17 protein-coding genes are annotated in these 16,067 nt (G+C 65.2%); 11 read left to right on the plus strand and 6 right to left on the minus strand.

Annotation, left to right across the window (positions count from 1 at the left end):
* Window positions 1–38: 38 nt before the first annotated feature.
* The gene (gene moaC / locus NKG59_RS08690; RefSeq protein WP_253536390.1) at window positions 39–515 is read right to left on the minus strand and encodes a cyclic pyranopterin monophosphate synthase MoaC; all 477 of its coding nucleotides are present in this window, start codon (window positions 513–515) and stop codon (window positions 39–41) included.
* 105 nt (window positions 516–620) lie between these two features.
* On the opposite strand from moaC, the gene NKG59_RS08695 reads away from it, so the two are divergent.
* Entirely contained in the window at window positions 621–2,324 is a 1,704-nt protein-coding gene (locus NKG59_RS08695) for a beta-barrel assembly-enhancing protease (RefSeq protein ID WP_253536391.1), read from the plus strand.
* A 20-nt stretch (window positions 2,325–2,344) separates the two neighbouring features.
* On the opposite strand, the gene NKG59_RS08700 is transcribed toward NKG59_RS08695, so the two are convergent.
* From NKG59_RS08700 to NKG59_RS08720, 5 genes are read right to left on the minus strand one after another with little or no spacing between them, the layout of a single operon-like run.
* Window positions 2,345–2,926: a DUF2946 family protein gene (locus NKG59_RS08700; RefSeq protein WP_253536392.1), complete on the minus strand. Its 582-nt coding sequence runs from the start codon at window positions 2,924–2,926 to the stop codon at window positions 2,345–2,347.
* Window positions 2,919–3,995, minus strand: a complete 1,077-nt coding sequence (locus NKG59_RS08705; RefSeq protein WP_253536393.1) for a YheT family hydrolase — start codon at window positions 3,993–3,995, stop codon at window positions 2,919–2,921. The genes NKG59_RS08700 and NKG59_RS08705 overlap by 8 nt, the downstream gene beginning before the upstream one ends.
* Before the next feature lie 34 nt (window positions 3,996–4,029).
* A complete protein-coding gene (locus NKG59_RS08710; protein ID WP_024976550.1) occupies window positions 4,030–4,470 on the minus strand; it encodes a YybH family protein in 441 nt (146 codons plus the stop codon).
* Window positions 4,471–4,495: 25 nt separating this feature from the next.
* Complete coding sequence (waaF, locus tag NKG59_RS08715) at window positions 4,496–5,521, minus strand: lipopolysaccharide heptosyltransferase II (protein ID WP_253536394.1); 1,026 nt, start codon at window positions 5,519–5,521, stop codon at window positions 4,496–4,498.
* A gap of 49 nt (window positions 5,522–5,570) precedes the next feature.
* The gene (locus tag NKG59_RS08720) at window positions 5,571–5,768 is read right to left on the minus strand and encodes a zinc-finger domain-containing protein (RefSeq protein ID WP_004636130.1); all 198 of its coding nucleotides are present in this window, start codon (window positions 5,766–5,768) and stop codon (window positions 5,571–5,573) included.
* Window positions 5,769–6,096: 328 nt separating this feature from the next.
* Here NKG59_RS08720 and NKG59_RS08725 point away from each other — a divergent pair, with 328 nt between their 5' ends.
* The 10 genes from NKG59_RS08725 to NKG59_RS08770 all read left to right on the plus strand — a co-directional run bounded on the left by NKG59_RS08725 (window position 6,097) and on the right by NKG59_RS08770 (window position 15,926).
* Window positions 6,097–6,891, plus strand: coding sequence for an AzlC family ABC transporter permease (locus NKG59_RS08725; protein ID WP_253536395.1), 795 nt, complete (start codon window positions 6,097–6,099; stop codon window positions 6,889–6,891).
* Entirely contained in the window at window positions 6,888–7,211 is a 324-nt protein-coding gene (locus NKG59_RS08730) for an AzlD domain-containing protein (protein ID WP_024976546.1), read from the plus strand. The genes NKG59_RS08725 and NKG59_RS08730 overlap by 4 nt, the downstream gene beginning before the upstream one ends.
* 2 nt (window positions 7,212–7,213) lie before the next feature.
* Complete coding sequence (gene rarD / locus NKG59_RS08735) at window positions 7,214–8,110, plus strand: EamA family transporter RarD (RefSeq protein WP_045203825.1); 897 nt, start codon at window positions 7,214–7,216, stop codon at window positions 8,108–8,110.
* A 119-nt stretch (window positions 8,111–8,229) separates the two neighbouring features.
* A complete protein-coding gene (locus NKG59_RS08740) occupies window positions 8,230–9,441 on the plus strand; it encodes a phosphoglycerate kinase (protein ID WP_253536396.1) in 1,212 nt (403 codons plus the stop codon).
* 48 nt (window positions 9,442–9,489) lie between these two features.
* On the plus strand, window positions 9,490–10,929 hold the full coding sequence (gene pyk / locus NKG59_RS08745) for a pyruvate kinase (protein WP_253536397.1): 1,440 nt from the start codon (window positions 9,490–9,492) through the stop codon (window positions 10,927–10,929).
* 88 nt (window positions 10,930–11,017) lie between these two features.
* On the plus strand, window positions 11,018–12,082 hold the full coding sequence (gene fba / locus NKG59_RS08750; RefSeq protein ID WP_024976542.1) for a class II fructose-bisphosphate aldolase: 1,065 nt from the start codon (window positions 11,018–11,020) through the stop codon (window positions 12,080–12,082).
* Between the two features lie 113 nt (window positions 12,083–12,195).
* Window positions 12,196–13,119 carry a phosphoribosylaminoimidazolesuccinocarboxamide synthase gene (locus NKG59_RS08755; RefSeq protein ID WP_004636116.1) on the plus strand — a complete coding sequence of 308 codons (924 nt, stop codon included), beginning with the start codon at window positions 12,196–12,198 and terminating at the stop codon, window positions 13,117–13,119.
* A 15-nt stretch (window positions 13,120–13,134) separates the two neighbouring features.
* Window positions 13,135–13,644, plus strand: a complete 510-nt coding sequence (gene purE / locus NKG59_RS08760) for a 5-(carboxyamino)imidazole ribonucleotide mutase (RefSeq protein ID WP_253536398.1) — start codon at window positions 13,135–13,137, stop codon at window positions 13,642–13,644.
* Between the two features lie 19 nt (window positions 13,645–13,663).
* Window positions 13,664–14,899, plus strand: a complete 1,236-nt coding sequence (locus NKG59_RS08765) for a 5-(carboxyamino)imidazole ribonucleotide synthase (protein ID WP_045203671.1) — start codon at window positions 13,664–13,666, stop codon at window positions 14,897–14,899.
* A 13-nt stretch (window positions 14,900–14,912) separates the two neighbouring features.
* Window positions 14,913–15,926 (plus strand): L-threonylcarbamoyladenylate synthase, encoded by a 1,014-nt coding sequence (locus tag NKG59_RS08770; RefSeq protein WP_253536399.1) that lies wholly within the window; start codon window positions 14,913–14,915, stop codon window positions 15,924–15,926.
* Window positions 15,927–16,067 lie beyond the last annotated feature (141 nt).

Raw genomic sequence — 16,067 nt, forward strand, 5'->3', positions numbered from 1 at the left:
CGTCAAAAACGACGCTCTTTTGCTATTCAGGCAGCAAGTTACGCCGCCACCCAATCCCCCGATTTCCCCCCATGCTTTTCCAATAGCTGCACATCCCCAATCACCATCCCCCGATCCACGGCCTTACACATGTCGTAGATCGTGAGCAGCCCCACCTGCACCGCAGTCAGCGCCTCCATTTCAACCCCAGTCTGCCCCCGCGTCTCGGCACGAACCGTACAGCGGACGGTGTGTGAAGCCTCATCCAGCACAAACTCCACCGCCACCTTCGTCAACGCCAACGGATGACACAACGGAATCAAATCCGACGTCCGCTTGGAGCCTTGGATGGCCGCAACGCGCGCAATACCGAGCACGTCGCCCTTCTTGGCGTTGCCATCGCGCACCAGCGCAAACGTCTCGGGCAGCATCCGGATCGTGCCAGTGGCCACGGCCACCCGGTGCGTGACGGCCTTGTTGCCGACGTCGACCATATGGGCTTGTCCGGCGGAATCGAAGTGGGTCAGTTGCGACATAAGTGACAGCGCGTTTTGCGGGGCAGGGTGCGAAGCGTTTTATGATAGCAAGCACCCGGCTTGCGGCTATGTGGCCGCGCTGATTCCGCTCTCCGTGCTTTCCGTATGACGCTTTCACTTTTTCGGCCGCGCGTCCGCAAGCTGACGGCTGCTGTGTTGTTGACGACGTGGCTGGCGCCCCTGCCGCTGCCCGTGCTGGCGCAGGCGGTGGCGTCCGCGCCGGCAGCTTCGGTCAATCCGGGGTTGGGCTCTGCCGCGGCGGCAGATCAGGTGCAGAGCAACCTGAACCGCAGCGTGCAAATCGGCCGGCAGTCGCCGTATTTGCCGAAGGAGCCGACCGTTATTGACGCGCCGACGTACGAGTTGCCCGATATGGGCGATCCGTCGACGGCGTCGTTGTCGCCCGAGATGGAGCGCCGTCTGGGCGACCGTGTGATGCGCCAGATACGCCGCGATCCGGACTTCGTGCCCGATCCGCTGATCACCGATTACCTCAACACCATTGGCTACAAGCTGATCGAAGCGGCGCGCCGTCAGCACGTGGCGGGCAGCACGTCGGCGTCGAGTTTTGAGCTGTTCGCCGTACGCGATCCGGGCATCAACGCGTTTGCGCTGCCGGGCGGCTACATCGGCGTGAACACGGGTACGTTGGTCGCGACCGAGAGTGAGTCGGAGCTGGCCTCGGTCCTCGGCCACGAAATCGGGCACGTGCTGCAGCGGCATATTGCGCGCGGCATCGATAAATCCGGCGAGTCGATGTGGATTGCATTGGCGTCGATTCTGCTGGCCGGTCTGGCAGCCACCAAGAGCGGTGACGCCGCGCAGGCGCTGGCGATGGGTGGGCAGGCGGCGGCAGTGTCGAACCAGCTCGCTTTCTCGCGCGGCGCGGAGCGCGAGGCGGACCGCGTCGGTTTCACGCTGCTCACCGGCGCTGGCTACAACCCGGACGGCATGCCGGACTTCTTCCGTCGTCTACAGCGCGTAACGAACATTGCCGACACAGGCGTGATTCCCGGTTATGCGCGCACCCACCCGCTGACCGGCGAACGTATCGCCGACATGGAAGACCGCGCACGAGGCTTGCCGCATCCGCGCCAGCCGCGTCGGCCAGAATTTGGTTTTGCGAAGGCGCGTGCGCGCGTGCTGCAGGAAACGTCAACAAGCGCCTATATCGATGTGCGAAATGCGATGCGCTCGCAGTTGTCGTCGGCGCCAGATGCGCCTGTCGAGAAGCGCGCGGCGCTCTGGTACGGCGTGGCCGTTGCCAACCAGATGGCCGGGCGGCTGGATGACGCTGAGCAGGCGCTGCAGGAGGCGCGACGCCTGTACGGCAACATTCCCGGCATCACATCTGGCAGCGTCGAGCTGGACGTAACGGCCATCGAACTGGCACGCGCTCGCGACCGTACCTCCGAGGCGCTGACATTGGCGCGCGCGGCGCTCACTGCGTACCCGCTGTCACGCGCGGTCGGGATCACCTATGCGCAAACGCTGCTGACGGCCGGCCGGGCCGATGACGCGATTCCGTATCTGAAAGACAAGACCCGCGAAGACACCGCCCAGCCAATCTGGTGGGACATGCTCGCTCGTGCCTATGCCGACAAGGGCAAGCGCGTTGAGCAGCACCGCGCGCTGGCAGAGAAATACGCGCGGGATGGGGCGTGGGGGTCGGCAGTGGAGCAATTGAAGCTCGCCCGCGATGCGGGAGATGCGGATTTCTACACGCTATCCGAAGTGGATGCGCGCTTGCATCAGATGGAGCGCCAATACCGGGAAGAGAAGGCGGAAGACAAGGCGTTGCCGAAGTAGGGCGGGTAGGTCGGGGGACGCTATTCCGCCGGCCGAGTTACGAAACCATAGCGCTTTGCGACTTCGGCGCGCGCAATCGGCTCAATGTCGAATGTCCGATCACCCAGGGTCAGCGTACCCAGCGCGGCTCCGCATGCTTCTCCGTGCCATTGGGCCAACGAGGAGAACGGCTCGAGATCGTGATCGTGCAGCAGGGCAATGGTCTCTTCTGCTTCGCATCCGCCCACGCGGCCCGAGAGCAGCACGCTGCCTTGTTCATCGACAAAACAGCCGCTTGGCGAGAACGCAGCGCCGGTGGTTGTCGTGAACGCTGGGGGCGCGCCGTCGGCTGACAGCCGCACCACCCACGGCGTGTAATCGAGTTCGACAAACACCCGCTGCGGCCCATTCTGAAAGAACCAGCGCCCGACATCGTCATGCGCGTAGTTGCGCACGATGAAATCGACGAGCGCGGCGTGGCGGATCGGCTCACCGGATAGCTTGTTGGCCTGCGCATATTCGTTGCGCATGCGCCATTGGCCCCGCCGATCCAGCGCCAGCCAGCCAAAGCAATTCGGCACGTTCGGCCACTTGGCCATGGCTTGGCGGACGATGTCATCCATGGGCGTCTTCCGCGTTGGTTTGGCGGCCCAACACGTCATCGAAAAAGCGCAGGACGCGGGCGGGCATCCAGTCGACGCGGCCTGTCTTGCCATGGCGTACCAGGAAGCCGACATGGCCGCCGTGCAGCGGCTGGTCCAGCGTGATGTCGGGTGATACCTCGGCCGCGCCAGGCAGGTGCTGTCCGGGCAAGAACGGATCGTTGCGCGCGTTCAGCACCAGCGCGGGCACGCGCACCTCGCGCAGCACGGGTTTGGACGAAGCGCGTGTCCAGTAGTCGAGCACGTCACGAAAACCGTGCAGCGGTGCGGTGACAAGGTTGTCGAATTGCCCCAGCGTGCGCGTGGCCATCATGGCGGCGCGGTCGTACAGGCCTGGGTGCTGGTCGAGCTTGGCATTGGCCTTGTCCTTGAGCGTGCGCAGGAACATGCGCGTGTAGACCATGTTGAAGCCTCTGGACAACGCTGCGCCGCCCGCTCGCATGTCCAGCGGTGCAGACACCGTCGCAGCCGCGCTCACGTAGCGCGCATCGGTGCCGTGTTCGCCCAGGTAGCGCAGCAGAGCATTGCCGCCCAGCGAGATGCCGACGACCAGCAGCTTGCGGCCCTGCGGCTGGCAAACCGTCCGATAAAGGCGTTCTAGGATCCACGCGATCTCGGCGCCGTCTCCACAGTGGTACATGCGCGGCGCGAGGTTCATCTCGCCCGAGCATCCGCGAAAGTGCGGAATGACCCCAAGCCAGCGGCGCGCGCGCAGCGCGTCCATCAGCAGCCGCGCGTAATGGCTGCGCGAATCGCCCTCCAGGCCATGAAACATGACGACGAGCGGCGCGTTCGCATCCGTTTCATGCGTGGTCCAGTCGAGGTCGATGAAATCGTGGTCGGGTGTGTCACAGCGTTCGCGCCGATACGCAATGCGCGGAAAGCGCCACAGGCGCGCGGGCACGATCGTCTGCGCGTTGCCGCCGATCAGCCACCACGGCGAGCGGAACGCGTGCGGCTCGAACGGCCCAGTAAGCAGGGCGCCCAGATTCAGTTCAAGGGGAGTGGCGTGGCGAGACGGGTGAGTCATCGAGAGAGACGGCAGCCACGCCAAGCGCGGCAGCTTAGTGCAGAGAGTGCGTAACGCTGGCGATGGAGGCGGCCACGCGTTCTTCGGCGGCCTGGCTGGAATGCACGTGGGCGATGCGCCAGCCTTCGTGGTTCTGCATCAGCACGTAGGTCGTGTGCACGTACAGGTCGGCCTCGGTGGCGGTGGCCGAGAAGCGCAGCGCTTCCGTGGCTTCGAAGATCGATACGCCGAGCGACGAGTGCACCTGCTGCGAGAGGCATTCGATCCAGACCGGGTTCTTCTCGACCAGCGCATCAAGGCAGCCGCGCAGTTGCTCGTGGCCGTTCAGGCGCTGGCCGTCGGGCAGGATGAAGCTCACCGAGTCCTCATCGAGCCACAGCTTGAGCGCGCCATCGGCATCGCGGCGCTTGAGCGCATCGCGATAGGCTTCGAGGATGTCCTCGGCGGCTTCGAACAGGCGGGCAAATCGTGGCATGGCGGTGAACGTTAAGGAGAGCGTATTACTGCGGCTGCAGCAGCCGGCGCAATTCATGAAACACCATCTCGGGGCCGATGTCGCGCAGGCAGCGCAAGTGGCCCAGCGGGCATTCGCGTGCAAAGCACGGGCTGCACTCCAGATGGAGCCACATGATACTCGCAGCGGGCGACAGCGGCGGCGTGTGGCGCGGGTCGCTGGAGCCGAAGACGGCCACCTGAGGGCGCCCCAGCGCGGCCGTCACATGCATCAAACCGGAGTCGTTGCAGATGGCGGCTTCGGCGCGGGCAAGCAGCTCGATGGCTTCGTCCAACGAGGTCTCGCCGCACAGATTGCGCACGAACGGCGCGCGCTCGACGATGGCGTTGGCCATCTCGCGGTCCTTGCCCGAACCGAGCGCGACGATCTGCGCATACGGGAACGAGCGGCGCAGCATCTGCGCAAGCTCTGCAAAGTGTTCGGCAGGCCAGCGCTTGGCGGGGCCGTATTCCGCGCCCGGGCAGAAGGCAATCAGCCGCGCGTTGCCCGGAATGCCGAACTTGGCCGAGGTGGCGGCAACCCGCTGCACATCAACGTCGAGCTTGGGGTCGGGCAGGGTGTCGGGCAACTTGGCGTGGGGCTTGAAAGCCAGCGCCGCGTAGTGCTGCACCATCGGCGGACGCGCGTTCTTGGGCGGATTCGGGTAGCGCACGTTCAGCACGCCCAGGCGCGACTCGCCCTTGTAGCCGATGCGCAGCGGAATGCCGGCCAGCCACGGGATCAGCGCGCTCTTGAACGAGTTCGGCAGCACGTACGCTGCGTCAAAGGTTTCGCCTTTGAGCTGCTGCGCGAACATCGTGCGGCTGCCGAGCTGCAGCTTGCCGTGGGCGAGTTCGGTCGGCAGCACGCGCGCGATCTCGGGCATGCGCGCGAGCACGGGCGCAACCCATTTTGGGGCGATGGCGTGGATCTGCGCGCGCGGGTGCCGCGCCTTGATCTGCGCGAACAGCGGCTGCGCCATCAGCGCATCACCGATCCAGTTGGGGGCGACGACGAGAATCTTGCGCATCATCGAATCGCCTGGTGAGCGCTGCGACCGGTGTACTGCAGGTGAATCGGGCTCAATGGTGGCCCTTCAGTTCAACGCCGGGGGCCAGCTTGTAGACGGTGCCGCAGTACGGGCACTTGGCCTCGCCGGTGTCGGCGATGTCGAGGAACACGCGCGGATGGTAGTTCCAGGCCGGCGTTTTGGCGGTCGGGCAATGCAGCGGCAGGTCGTCTGCGCCGATTTCGATCGTGGGTGCGGTTTGCGTGGTCATGGTGAGTGAGGAGTGCCGGCGCGGTCTGAGCAGGTCAGCCACACCGTGATATAGGCTGCAGGTTCAAAAACCGACAAAAACGAAATTGTAAGGGGTGGGCGCAGGCGCGCCAACGCAGATTGTTGCAGTGCGTGGCGCCCGGCATGAATCGTTTCGTAGGGCAGGGCGCACGCGCATCCCCGTTAAGCGGATGCTTAACATCAAAAGTATAATCGCGTGTTTCCTACGAGCCACCCATGTCGCCCCCGACGTTTCTGCGCGTACGCGCTGCCGGCTGCCCCTGTCCGGTTGATCAAAAAGAGTCTGATTCGCCACTTTTGGGGACGCCATGGCGCTAGTTCGCTGGGCGGCTGCGTTGCAGCGCCGCTGGGAAGCAATCGATCCAGCCGAACGTGCGGGCTTCTTTGCTGGCGTGCGCGCCTACATGCCGTCGATGCCGCCGGTGCTCGCCTGGGGGCTGGTGACGGGCGTGGCGATGAGCAAATCGGTGCTGACCATCCCGCAAGCCATCGGCATGACGATCTTCGTATATGCCGGGTCGTCGCAGTTGGCGGTGCTGCCGTTGCTGGCGGCGGGGTTGCCGATCTGGACGGCGCTGCTGACGGCGTTCATCGTGAATGTGCGCTTCATCATCTTTAGCGCCGGGCTGATGCAGCATTTCGGGCATCTGCCGTTCATGCGGCGCGTGGTTCTGGGTGTGTTCAACGGCGATCTGCCGTTCGTGCTGTTCACTCAGCAGTACCCTTCAGCCGCGCCGCAGGCGGGCAAAGAGGGCTATTACTGGGGCATGGTCCTGCTGAGCTTCGTTGGCTGGCAGGTGTCGTCCATCGTGGGCATCGTCGCGGCGAGCCTGTTTCCTGACGCGTGGGGCCTGGCGCTGGCCGGGACGCTCGCGCTGATTCCTGTCATGGTGTCGACCATTCGTAGCCGTGCCACCCTCATGGCGGTGGCTGTGGCGGCGGTGCTGGCGCTGGTTGCCTTCAAGCTGCCGTATCGATTGAGCCTGGTGATTGCCGTCACTGGCGCGATGGCTGCCGGCCTCGCCGCCGACGAAGCCGCCGCGCGCCTGCAGTGGCAACGCCGCCGCGCCGCGCGTGTTGCAGCCGAAGAGGACGACGCATGAGCGCACTCGAAATCTGGCTGGTGATTGCCGGGATGACCGTGGTGACGATCGTCACGCGTTCGCTGTTCCTGATCGTGGGCAACCGCATGACCCTGCCCACCCGCGTGCAGCACGCGCTACGCTTTGCGCCCGCTGCCGCGCTCGTCGCCATCGTCTTGCCCGACCTGCTCTGGAATCAGGGGCACTTCGACGCGAGCTGGACCAACCCGCGCCTGATGGCCGGCGTTGCCGCCACCGCGTTCTATGTAGCGACGCGGCGCATGCTCGGCATGATCTTCGTCGGCATGGGCGTCTTTACCGTGCTGCGTCTCTGGGGATGAACATGCCGGGCTCCAATCGCAACGGCGCGATCTTCGCGTTTCTGGCCTACACGATGTGGGGCCTGTTTCCGCTGTATTTCAAGCTGCTCAAGGCGGTGTCGCCGGTGGAGATTCTTTCGCACCGGGTGATCTGGTCGTTGGCGGTGATGGTCGTGATTCTGCTCGTGAAGCGGCACTGGGCGTGGCTTTGGGCGCTGCGCACGCAGCCGCGTGTGGTGGGGCGCTACGCGGCCAGCACCAGCCTGTTGGCCGCCAACTGGCTGACCTATATCTGGGCCGTCAACCACGACCACGTGATCGACGCCAGCTTGGGTTACTTCATCAACCCGCTGGTGGTGGTGATGCTGGCGCTGCTGGTGCTCGGCGAGCGGCTGCGGCCGGTGCAGTGGGTGTCGGTAGCGCTGGCCGCAGCCGGCGTGGCGTGGCTGACCTGGCAGGCCGGCACGCTGCCGTGGATTGCGCTGGCGCTGGCGTTCTCGTTCGGGTTCTACGGCTTGCTGCGCAAGACTTCGCCGCTGGGCGCGCTGGAAGGGCTGACGCTGGAGACGCTACTGCTGTTTCCGCTTGCGCTGGCCTACCTCGGCTGGCTGGCTTCGCAGCATCAGAATGCCTTCCTGGCCGCGTCGCCCGGCACGCAGTTGCTGCTGGCGCTGGCCGGCCCGCTGACGGCGCTGCCGCTGCTGCTGTTTGGCGCTGGCGCCCGGCGTATTCCGCTGTCGCTGTTGGGTTTGTTGCAATACGTGAGCCCGACGCTGCAGCTGCTGCTGGGCGTTTGGCTCTACAACGAGCCGTTTGCGGGCCCCAAGGTGGCGGGCTATGTGCTGATTTGGGCAGGTCTGGCCGTGTATTCGGCCGAAGGCTGGATGCGGCTGCGCCGTCGCACGCCGCTGCCTGCATAGTCCCCGCCAATCGGCCTCGGCAAGACGGTCGAGCCCGGAAGCTTCGGCCGAGAAACGCACGTTTTGACCAGTCGCATCGGGTAAAATCGTTGTTTTCCGCGATTTCTTCCGTAGCTGCCATGCCCCACGTCCTGCGTCTGTCCGATCTCATCTCCGAAGGAAAGCTTGCCGGTAAGCGCGTGTTCATCCGCGCCGACCTCAACGTGCCGCAAGACGATGCCGGCAACATCACCGAAGACACGCGCATCCGCGCATCCGTGCCGGCCGTCAAAGCTGCGCTGGACGCGGGTGCCGCCGTCATGGTCACTTCGCACCTGGGCCGCCCGACCGAGGGTGAATTCAAGCCCGAAGACTCGCTGGCGCCGGTTGCCAAGCGCCTGTCCGAGCTGCTGGGCCGTGACGTGAAACTCGTCCAGAACTGGGTTGACGGCGTGGATGTCGCGCCCGGCCAGGTCGTGCTGCTGGAAAACTGCCGCGTGAACAAGGGCGAGAAGAAGAACAGCGACGAACTAGCCCAGAAGATGGCCAAGCTGTGCGATGTCTACGTCAACGACGCCTTCGGCACCGCCCACCGCGCGGAAGCCACCACCCACGGTATCGCCAAATTTGCGCCCGTCGCCTGCGCCGGCCCGCTGCTGGCCGCCGAGCTGGATGCGCTGGGCAAGGCGCTGGGTCAGCCCGCACGCCCGCTGGTGGCCATCGTGGCCGGCTCGAAGGTTTCGACCAAGCTGACCATCCTGAAGTCGCTGGCTGACAAGGTGGACAACCTGATCGTCGGCGGCGGCATTGCCAACACGTTCATGCTGGCCGCCGGCCTGAAGATCGGCAAATCGCTGGCAGAAGCTGATCTGGTAGGCGATGCCAAGGCCATCATTGAGATGCTGGCAGCACGTGGCGCGTCGGTGCCCATTCCCGTCGATGTGGTGTGCGCCAAGGAATTCAGCGCCACCGCGGCCGCCACCGTCAAGGATGTGGCGGATGTGGCGGACGACGACATGATCCTCGACATCGGCCCCAAGACGGCTGCCCAACTGGCCGAACAACTGAAGACAGCCGGCACCATCGTCTGGAACGGCCCGGTGGGCGTGTTCGAGTTCGACCAGTTCGGCAATGGCACCAAGGTGCTGGCCGAGGCGATTGCTGCCTCGTCGGGTTTCTCGATTGCGGGCGGCGGCGACACGCTGGCTGCTATCGCCAAGTACAACATTGCCGACAAGGTGGGCTATATCTCCACCGGCGGCGGTGCGTTCCTCGAATTCCTGGAAGGCAAGACGCTGCCGGCCGTCGAAATCCTGGAACAACGCGCGCAGAACCAGGCCACCGCGGCCTGAGCGCAAGCGCTGCGAACATCCCCCCACAACAACGAGACACCGCCGCCCATGACCCGCGCTACCAAGATCGTCGCAACGCTCGGCCCCGCGTCCAGCACGCAGGAAGTCCTGACCCGCATGATCGCCGCGGGGGTGGACGTGGTGCGGCTGAACTTCTCGCACGGCGCGGCGCAAGATCACATCGATCGTGCGCAGCTCGTGCGTGAAGTGGCGCGTTCGGTGGGCCGCGAGGTGGCCATCATGGCTGACCTGCAGGGTCCGAAGATCCGCGTCGGCAAGTTCGAGAGCGGCAAGATCACGCTCGAACCCGGTGATCGCTTTACGCTCGACGCCCGCTGCGAACTGGGCAACCAGGAGCGCGTCGGCCTCGACTACAAGGAATTGCCGCGCGATGTTGGCCCCGGCGATCTGCTGCTGCTCAACGATGGGCTGATCGTGCTGCAGGTCGAGCGCGTGGTGGGTGAAGAGATCGAGACCGTCGTCAAGATTGGCGGCGATCTGTCCAACAACAAGGGCATCAACCGCCAGGGCGGCGGGCTGTCGGCGCCGGCGCTGACCGCCAAGGATATGGAAGACATCAAGACCGCGATGGCGCTGGGCGCCGATTACGTCGCGGTCAGCTTCCCCAAAAACGCGACCGACATGGAAATGGCGCGCCAATTGGCCGCCGTGGCGGGCGCGCCGCACAATCACAAGACGCGCATGATCGCCAAGATCGAACGCGCCGAGGCCATCCGCCCGGGCGTGCTCGAAGAGATCCTGGCCGCTTCCGACGGCATCATGGTCGCGCGTGGCGACCTGGCGGTGGAAGTGGGCAACGCGGCCGTGCCGGCGCTGCAGAAGCGCATGATCAAGCTGGCCCGCGAAAACAACAAGCTGGCCATCACCGCCACGCAGATGATGGAATCGATGATCGTCAACCCGGTGCCGACGCGCGCCGAGGTGTCGGACGTCGCCAACGCCGTGCTCGACGGCACCGATGCGGTGATGCTGTCGGCGGAAACCGCCGCCGGCCGCTATCCGGTCGAGACCATCGAGGCCATGGCTGCCATCTGCTTGGAAGCCGAGAAGTCGCAATCCGTGCACCTGGACACCGACTTCCTCGACCAGACTTTCAGCCGCATTGACCAGTCGATTGCCATGGGGGCGCTGTTCACGGCGCACCATCTGCAGGTCAAGGCGATTGCCGCGCTCACCGATTCCGGCGCCACGGCGCTGTGGATGAGCCGCCACGGCATCAACATCCCCATTTATGCGATGACGCCCAACGTGGCCTCGCAGCGCAAGATGGCCCTGTACCGCAACGTGCAGTCGCTGCCGCTGGCCAACAGCGCCGACCGCGACGAAGCGTTGCATCAGGCCGAAGAACTGCTGGTCGCGCGCGGCGTCGTGCAGCGTGGCGACTTCATCGTCCTAACCGTCGGCGAGCCGATGGGACAGGCCGGCGGCACCAACACGCTCAAGATTGTTCGCGTCGGCATGCACTGACGCCCACGACGGAACGCCGTTTGCTACGTCTTCCAGACGCCCACGGGGTTCCTGAGACCGAATACAGATCGATCCATAGGAGAAAACCATGCCACTCGTCTCGATGCGCCAACTGCTGGACCACGCCGCTGAAAACGGCTACGGCCTGCCGGCATTCAACGTGAACAACCTGGAGCAAGTCCAGGCTGTGATGGAAGCTGCCAAGGAAGCCGGCGCACCGGTCATCCTGCAGGCCAGCGCAGGCGCCCGCAAATACGCCGGCGAATCGTTCATCAAGCACCTGATCCAGGCCGCCGTCGAGGCTTACCCTGAGATCCCGCTGGTCATGCACCAGGATCACGGCCAAAGCCCGGCAATCTGCCAGGGCGCCATCGACCTGGGCTTCGGCTCGGTCATGATGGACGGCTCGCTGCGCGAAGACGGCAAGACCCCGGCCGATTTTGACTACAACGTCGACGTGACGCGCCGCGTGGTCGAGATGGCCCACAAGGTTGGTGTGACCGTTGAAGGCGAACTCGGCTGCCTGGGCTCGCTGGAGACCGGTATGGCCGGCGAGGAAGATGGCCACGGCGCGGAAGGCAAGCTCGACCACTCGTCCCTGCTGACCGACCCCGAAGAGGCTGCCCAGTTCGTCAAGGCGACCCAACTGGACGCGCTGGCCATCGCCATCGGCACCAGCCACGGCGCCTACAAGTTCACGCGCAAGCCCACCGGAGACATCCTCGCCATCAGCCGCGTGAAGGAAATCCACGCCCGCATCCCGAACACCCACCTGGTGATGCACGGCTCGTCGAGCGTGCCGCAAGAACTTCTGGCCATCATCAACCAGTACGGCGGCAAGATGAAGGAAACCTACGGCGTGCCCGTCGAGGAAATCCAGGAAGCCATCAAGTACGGCGTGCGCAAGATCAACATCGACACCGACATCCGCCTGGCAATGACGGGCGCGGTGCGCAAGTTCCTGGCCGAAAACCCGGACAAGTTCGATGCCCGCGAATGGCTCAAGCCCGCCCGGGAAGCCGCCAAGCAAGTCTGCAAGGCGCGCTATATCGAGTTCGGCTGCGAAGGTCAGGCTGGCAAGATCAAGCCGATCGGCCTGTCTGTGATGGCGCAGAAGTACCAAAGCGGCGATCTGGCGCAAGTGGTGCAATAAGCATTTCGCGTCACATCTGGCAAACGGCTGGCACTGCGCCAGCCGTTTTGCATTGCATGGGCCACGTATAATGCTGGCCTTCCACGTTTTCTTATCTCCTCTCGGGTTCCGCCGTGTCCGCCACCCCTGCATCCTCCGCCCTTTACGAATCGTCGATCACCAGCCTGCCGTTGCTCGGCCGTGGCAAGGTGCGCGAGAACTACGCTGTCGGCGACGACAAGCTGCTGATGGTCACCACCGACCGCCTCTCGGCGTTTGACGTGATTCTCGGCCAGCCGATTCCGGACAAGGGCCGTGTGCTCGCGCAGATGTCGGATTTCTGGTTCAACAAGCTGCGCCACATCGTGCCGACGCACGAGACGGGCATCGCCCCGGAAACCGTGGTGGCCCCGAATGAAGTCGACCAGGTGCGCGGCCGCGCCATCGTGGTCAAACGGCTGAAGCCGATCCTGGTGGAAGCCGTGGTGCGTGGCTACCTGGCTGGCAGCGGCTGGAAGGATTACCAGGCCACCGGCGCCGTCTGCGGCGTGCATCTGGCCCCCGGCCTGCAGAACGCGCAGAAGCTGCCCGAGCCGATCTTCACCCCCGCCGCCAAGGCAGAGATGGGTGAGCACGACGAGAACATCTCCTTCGATGAAGTCGAGCGCCGCATCGGCCCCGACCTTGCCGCGCAGATCCGCGACGTGAGCATCCGCCTGTACAAGGAAGCCTCCGACTTTGCCGCCACGCGCGGCATCATCATCGCCGACACCAAGTTCGAGTTTGGTCTGGATGAGAACGGCACGCTCACGCTGATGGACGAGGCGCTCACCGCCGATTCGTCGCGCTTCTGGCCGGCCGATTCGTACCAGGTTGGCACGAACCCGCCGTCGTTCGACAAACAGTTCGTGCGCGATTGGCTCGAAGCCGTGCGCATCGATGGCAAGCCGTGGCCGAAGACCGCGCCGGCGCCGCAACTGCCCGCCGACGTGATCGAAAAAACCGCCGACAAGTACCGCGAAGCACTGACCCGCCTGACCGGTGAGTCCCTGCGTTAAACCGGAGCGATGACGATGACCGCACAGCAATCCGCCCCGCTCGTTGGCGTGGTGATGGGCTCCAGCTCCGACTGGGAAGTGATGCGCCACGCCGTCGACATGCTCACGCAGTTCGGCATTCCGTTCGAGGCGCAGGTTGTTTCTGCGCATCGCATGCCGGACGACATGTTCCGCTACGCCGAAGCCGCACGCGGCAGGGGTTTGCGCGCCATCATCGCTGGCGCGGGCGGGGCGGCGCACCTGCCGGGCATGATCGCCGCCAAGACGATCGTGCCGGTGTTCGGCGTGCCGGTGCCGTCCAAGTACCTGCGTGGCGAAGACTCGCTGCTCTCCATCGTGCAGATGCCCAAGGGCATTCCGGTGTCGACGTTCGCCATTGGCGAAGCCGGTGCCGCCAACGCAGCGCTGGCTGCCATCGCGACGATCGCCACCACCGACTCGGCCCTTGCCGACAAGCTCGAAGCCTTCCGCTCGCAGCAGACAGAAGTCGCGCGCGGCATGACGCTCCCTGTGCACGGCGCTTAAGTAACCTACGACCCGATTCATGGCCGACGACCTGAACCCGCGCCTGGCGCAAGCCCACACCGCGGAATCCCGCGCGCTGAACGTTCCCAACGCGATCCTGCCCGATGCCTGGCTTGGCATGCTCGGCGGCGGCCAGCTCGGCCGCATGTTCACGCACGCCGCGCAGGCGATGGGTTACAAGGTCTGCGTGCTCGACCCGGACCCGAATAGCCCGGCTGGCACCATCGCCGAGCGTCATCTGTGCGCCGGCTACACCGATGAAGCCGCATTGGCAGAGATGGCCGCGCTGTGCCCGGCCGTCACCACCGAGTTCGAGAACGTGCCCGCGCAAGCGCTCGACAAGCTTGAGCAGCTCGGCGCGTTCGTTGCGCCGCGTGCCAACTGCGTATCGATCGCGCAGAACCGCATCGCCGAGAAAAAGTTCTTCGCGCTGTGCGCTGCACGCACAGGCATCCACCCCGCACCGAGCTGGGTGATTGAACACGAAGCCGATATCGAACAACTGCCCGCCGACCTGCTGCCCGGCATCCTGAAGATTGCCCGCATGGGCTACGACGGCAAGGGCCAGGCGCGTGTCTCAACGGTTGAAGAGCTGCGCGCTGCCTGGGGCGCCATGCAACATGTGCCGTGCGTGCTGGAGAAGATGCTGCCCCTGGCGTACGAGGTATCGGTGCTGGCCGCGCGCGGCGCTGATGGCACCACCGCCACTTGGCCGCTCGCCGAGAACGAGCACCGTGACGGCATCCTGTTTTCAACGACCATGCCCTCGCGCAGCGTGTCGGACGACATTGCCACGCGCACACGTGCCGCCGCGGCGATGATCGCCGAAGAAATGGGCTACGTCGGCGTGCTGTGCATCGAATTCTTCGTGCTGCAGGATGGCTCTCTGGTCGCCAACGAAATGGCGCCGCGTCCGCACAACTCCGGCCACATCACCATGGACGTGTGCGAGACCAGCCAGTTCGAGCAGCAGGTGCGCGCCATGGCCCGTCTGCCGCTGGGCAGCACGCGGCAGCATTCGCCGGGGCGCATGCTGAATGTGCTGGGCGACGTGTGGTTCGAATACGGCTTGGAGCGTACGCCTGCGTGGCACGAAGTGATGCGCCACAGCGGGGCGAAGGTGCATCTGTATGGCAAAGCCGACGCACGCCCAGGCCGCAAGATGGGCCACGTGAATTGCGTCGGCACCTCGCCGGAAGTGGTGGACGAAGCATTCCGCCATGCCGCGCACGTGCTGGGCCTGCAGCCCGCCTAAAGACGAGTCGCCCATGCCGCATCGGACCAAAACGCCCTACACCATGCCTTCCGCCGAACGCCTCGAAGAGGCTGCGCGCAAGCTGGAGGCGGGCGAACTGGTCGCCTTCCCGACCGAGACCGTGTACGGACTCGGCGCCGATGCCGAAAGCCCGCAGGCCATCGCCAAGATTTACGCGGCCAAGGGCCGGCCGTCTAACCACCCCGTGATCGTGCACGTGGTGGACGGCGCCGATATTTCTTATTGGGCCGACGATGTGCCCGGTATCGCGCTGCAGCTCATCGAAGCCTTTTGGCCCGGGCCGCTCACGCTGATCCTGAAACGTGCACCGCACATCCCCGCAGCCGTGGCAGGCGGGCAGGACAGCATCGGGCTGCGTTGCCCGTCGCATCCGGTGGCGCAGGCGTTGCTCTCGCGCTTCAAGCGTGGGCGCGGCGGCATTGCGGCGCCGTCGGCCAACAAGTTTGGTCAGGTGAGCCCGACCACCGCACAGCACGTGCGAGACGAATTTGGCGATGCCGTGTTCGTGCTCGAAGGCGACGGCGTGGACGTGGGCATTGAATCGACCATCATCGATCTCTCGCGGCTGGATCAGGGCATTGGCCCCGTGCTGCTGCGCCCGGGCGCCATCACGCCCGAAGACATTGAACGCGTGACCGGCGAAGTGCCTGCGCTACCGGACGCCGCTGCGCCGCGTGCTTCCGGCACGTTGAAGGCGCACTACGCACCGCGTACGCCATTGCATCTGCTATCGGCTGCCGAGGTGCCCGCGCGCTTGGCTGCACTGCCCGCGGACAAGCGCATCGTGTGGCTTGGTGCCCCCGTGACACTACGTGATGGCTGCGACCAGCGCGTCGCGCCCGCCACACCTGCCGCCTATGCCAACGCGCTCTACGCGCTGTTGCGCGAGCTCGACCGCGGCGGTTACGACGCCATTTGGGTGGAAACCCTAGCTGACACGCCCGCCTGGGCGGCCGTCAACGACCGCCTGCGTCGCGCGGCCGCCGCGTTCGAGACGGACCTCTAATTCTTACAGGGCGCGCGTTCGCCGTGCGCCCGGCAACCTCGCTACACTTGGGCGTTGTGTCGTTCCGCGTGCTTCAAACGCGCACGGCGAGGTTACGCACCGCGGCACCACAGACCAAAAAAATTCCACACGGGAGACAGA

It is taken from the genome of Ralstonia chuxiongensis (assembly GCF_024158925.1).
In the GTDB taxonomy this organism is placed as follows: Bacteria; Pseudomonadota; Gammaproteobacteria; order Burkholderiales; family Burkholderiaceae; genus Ralstonia; species Ralstonia chuxiongensis.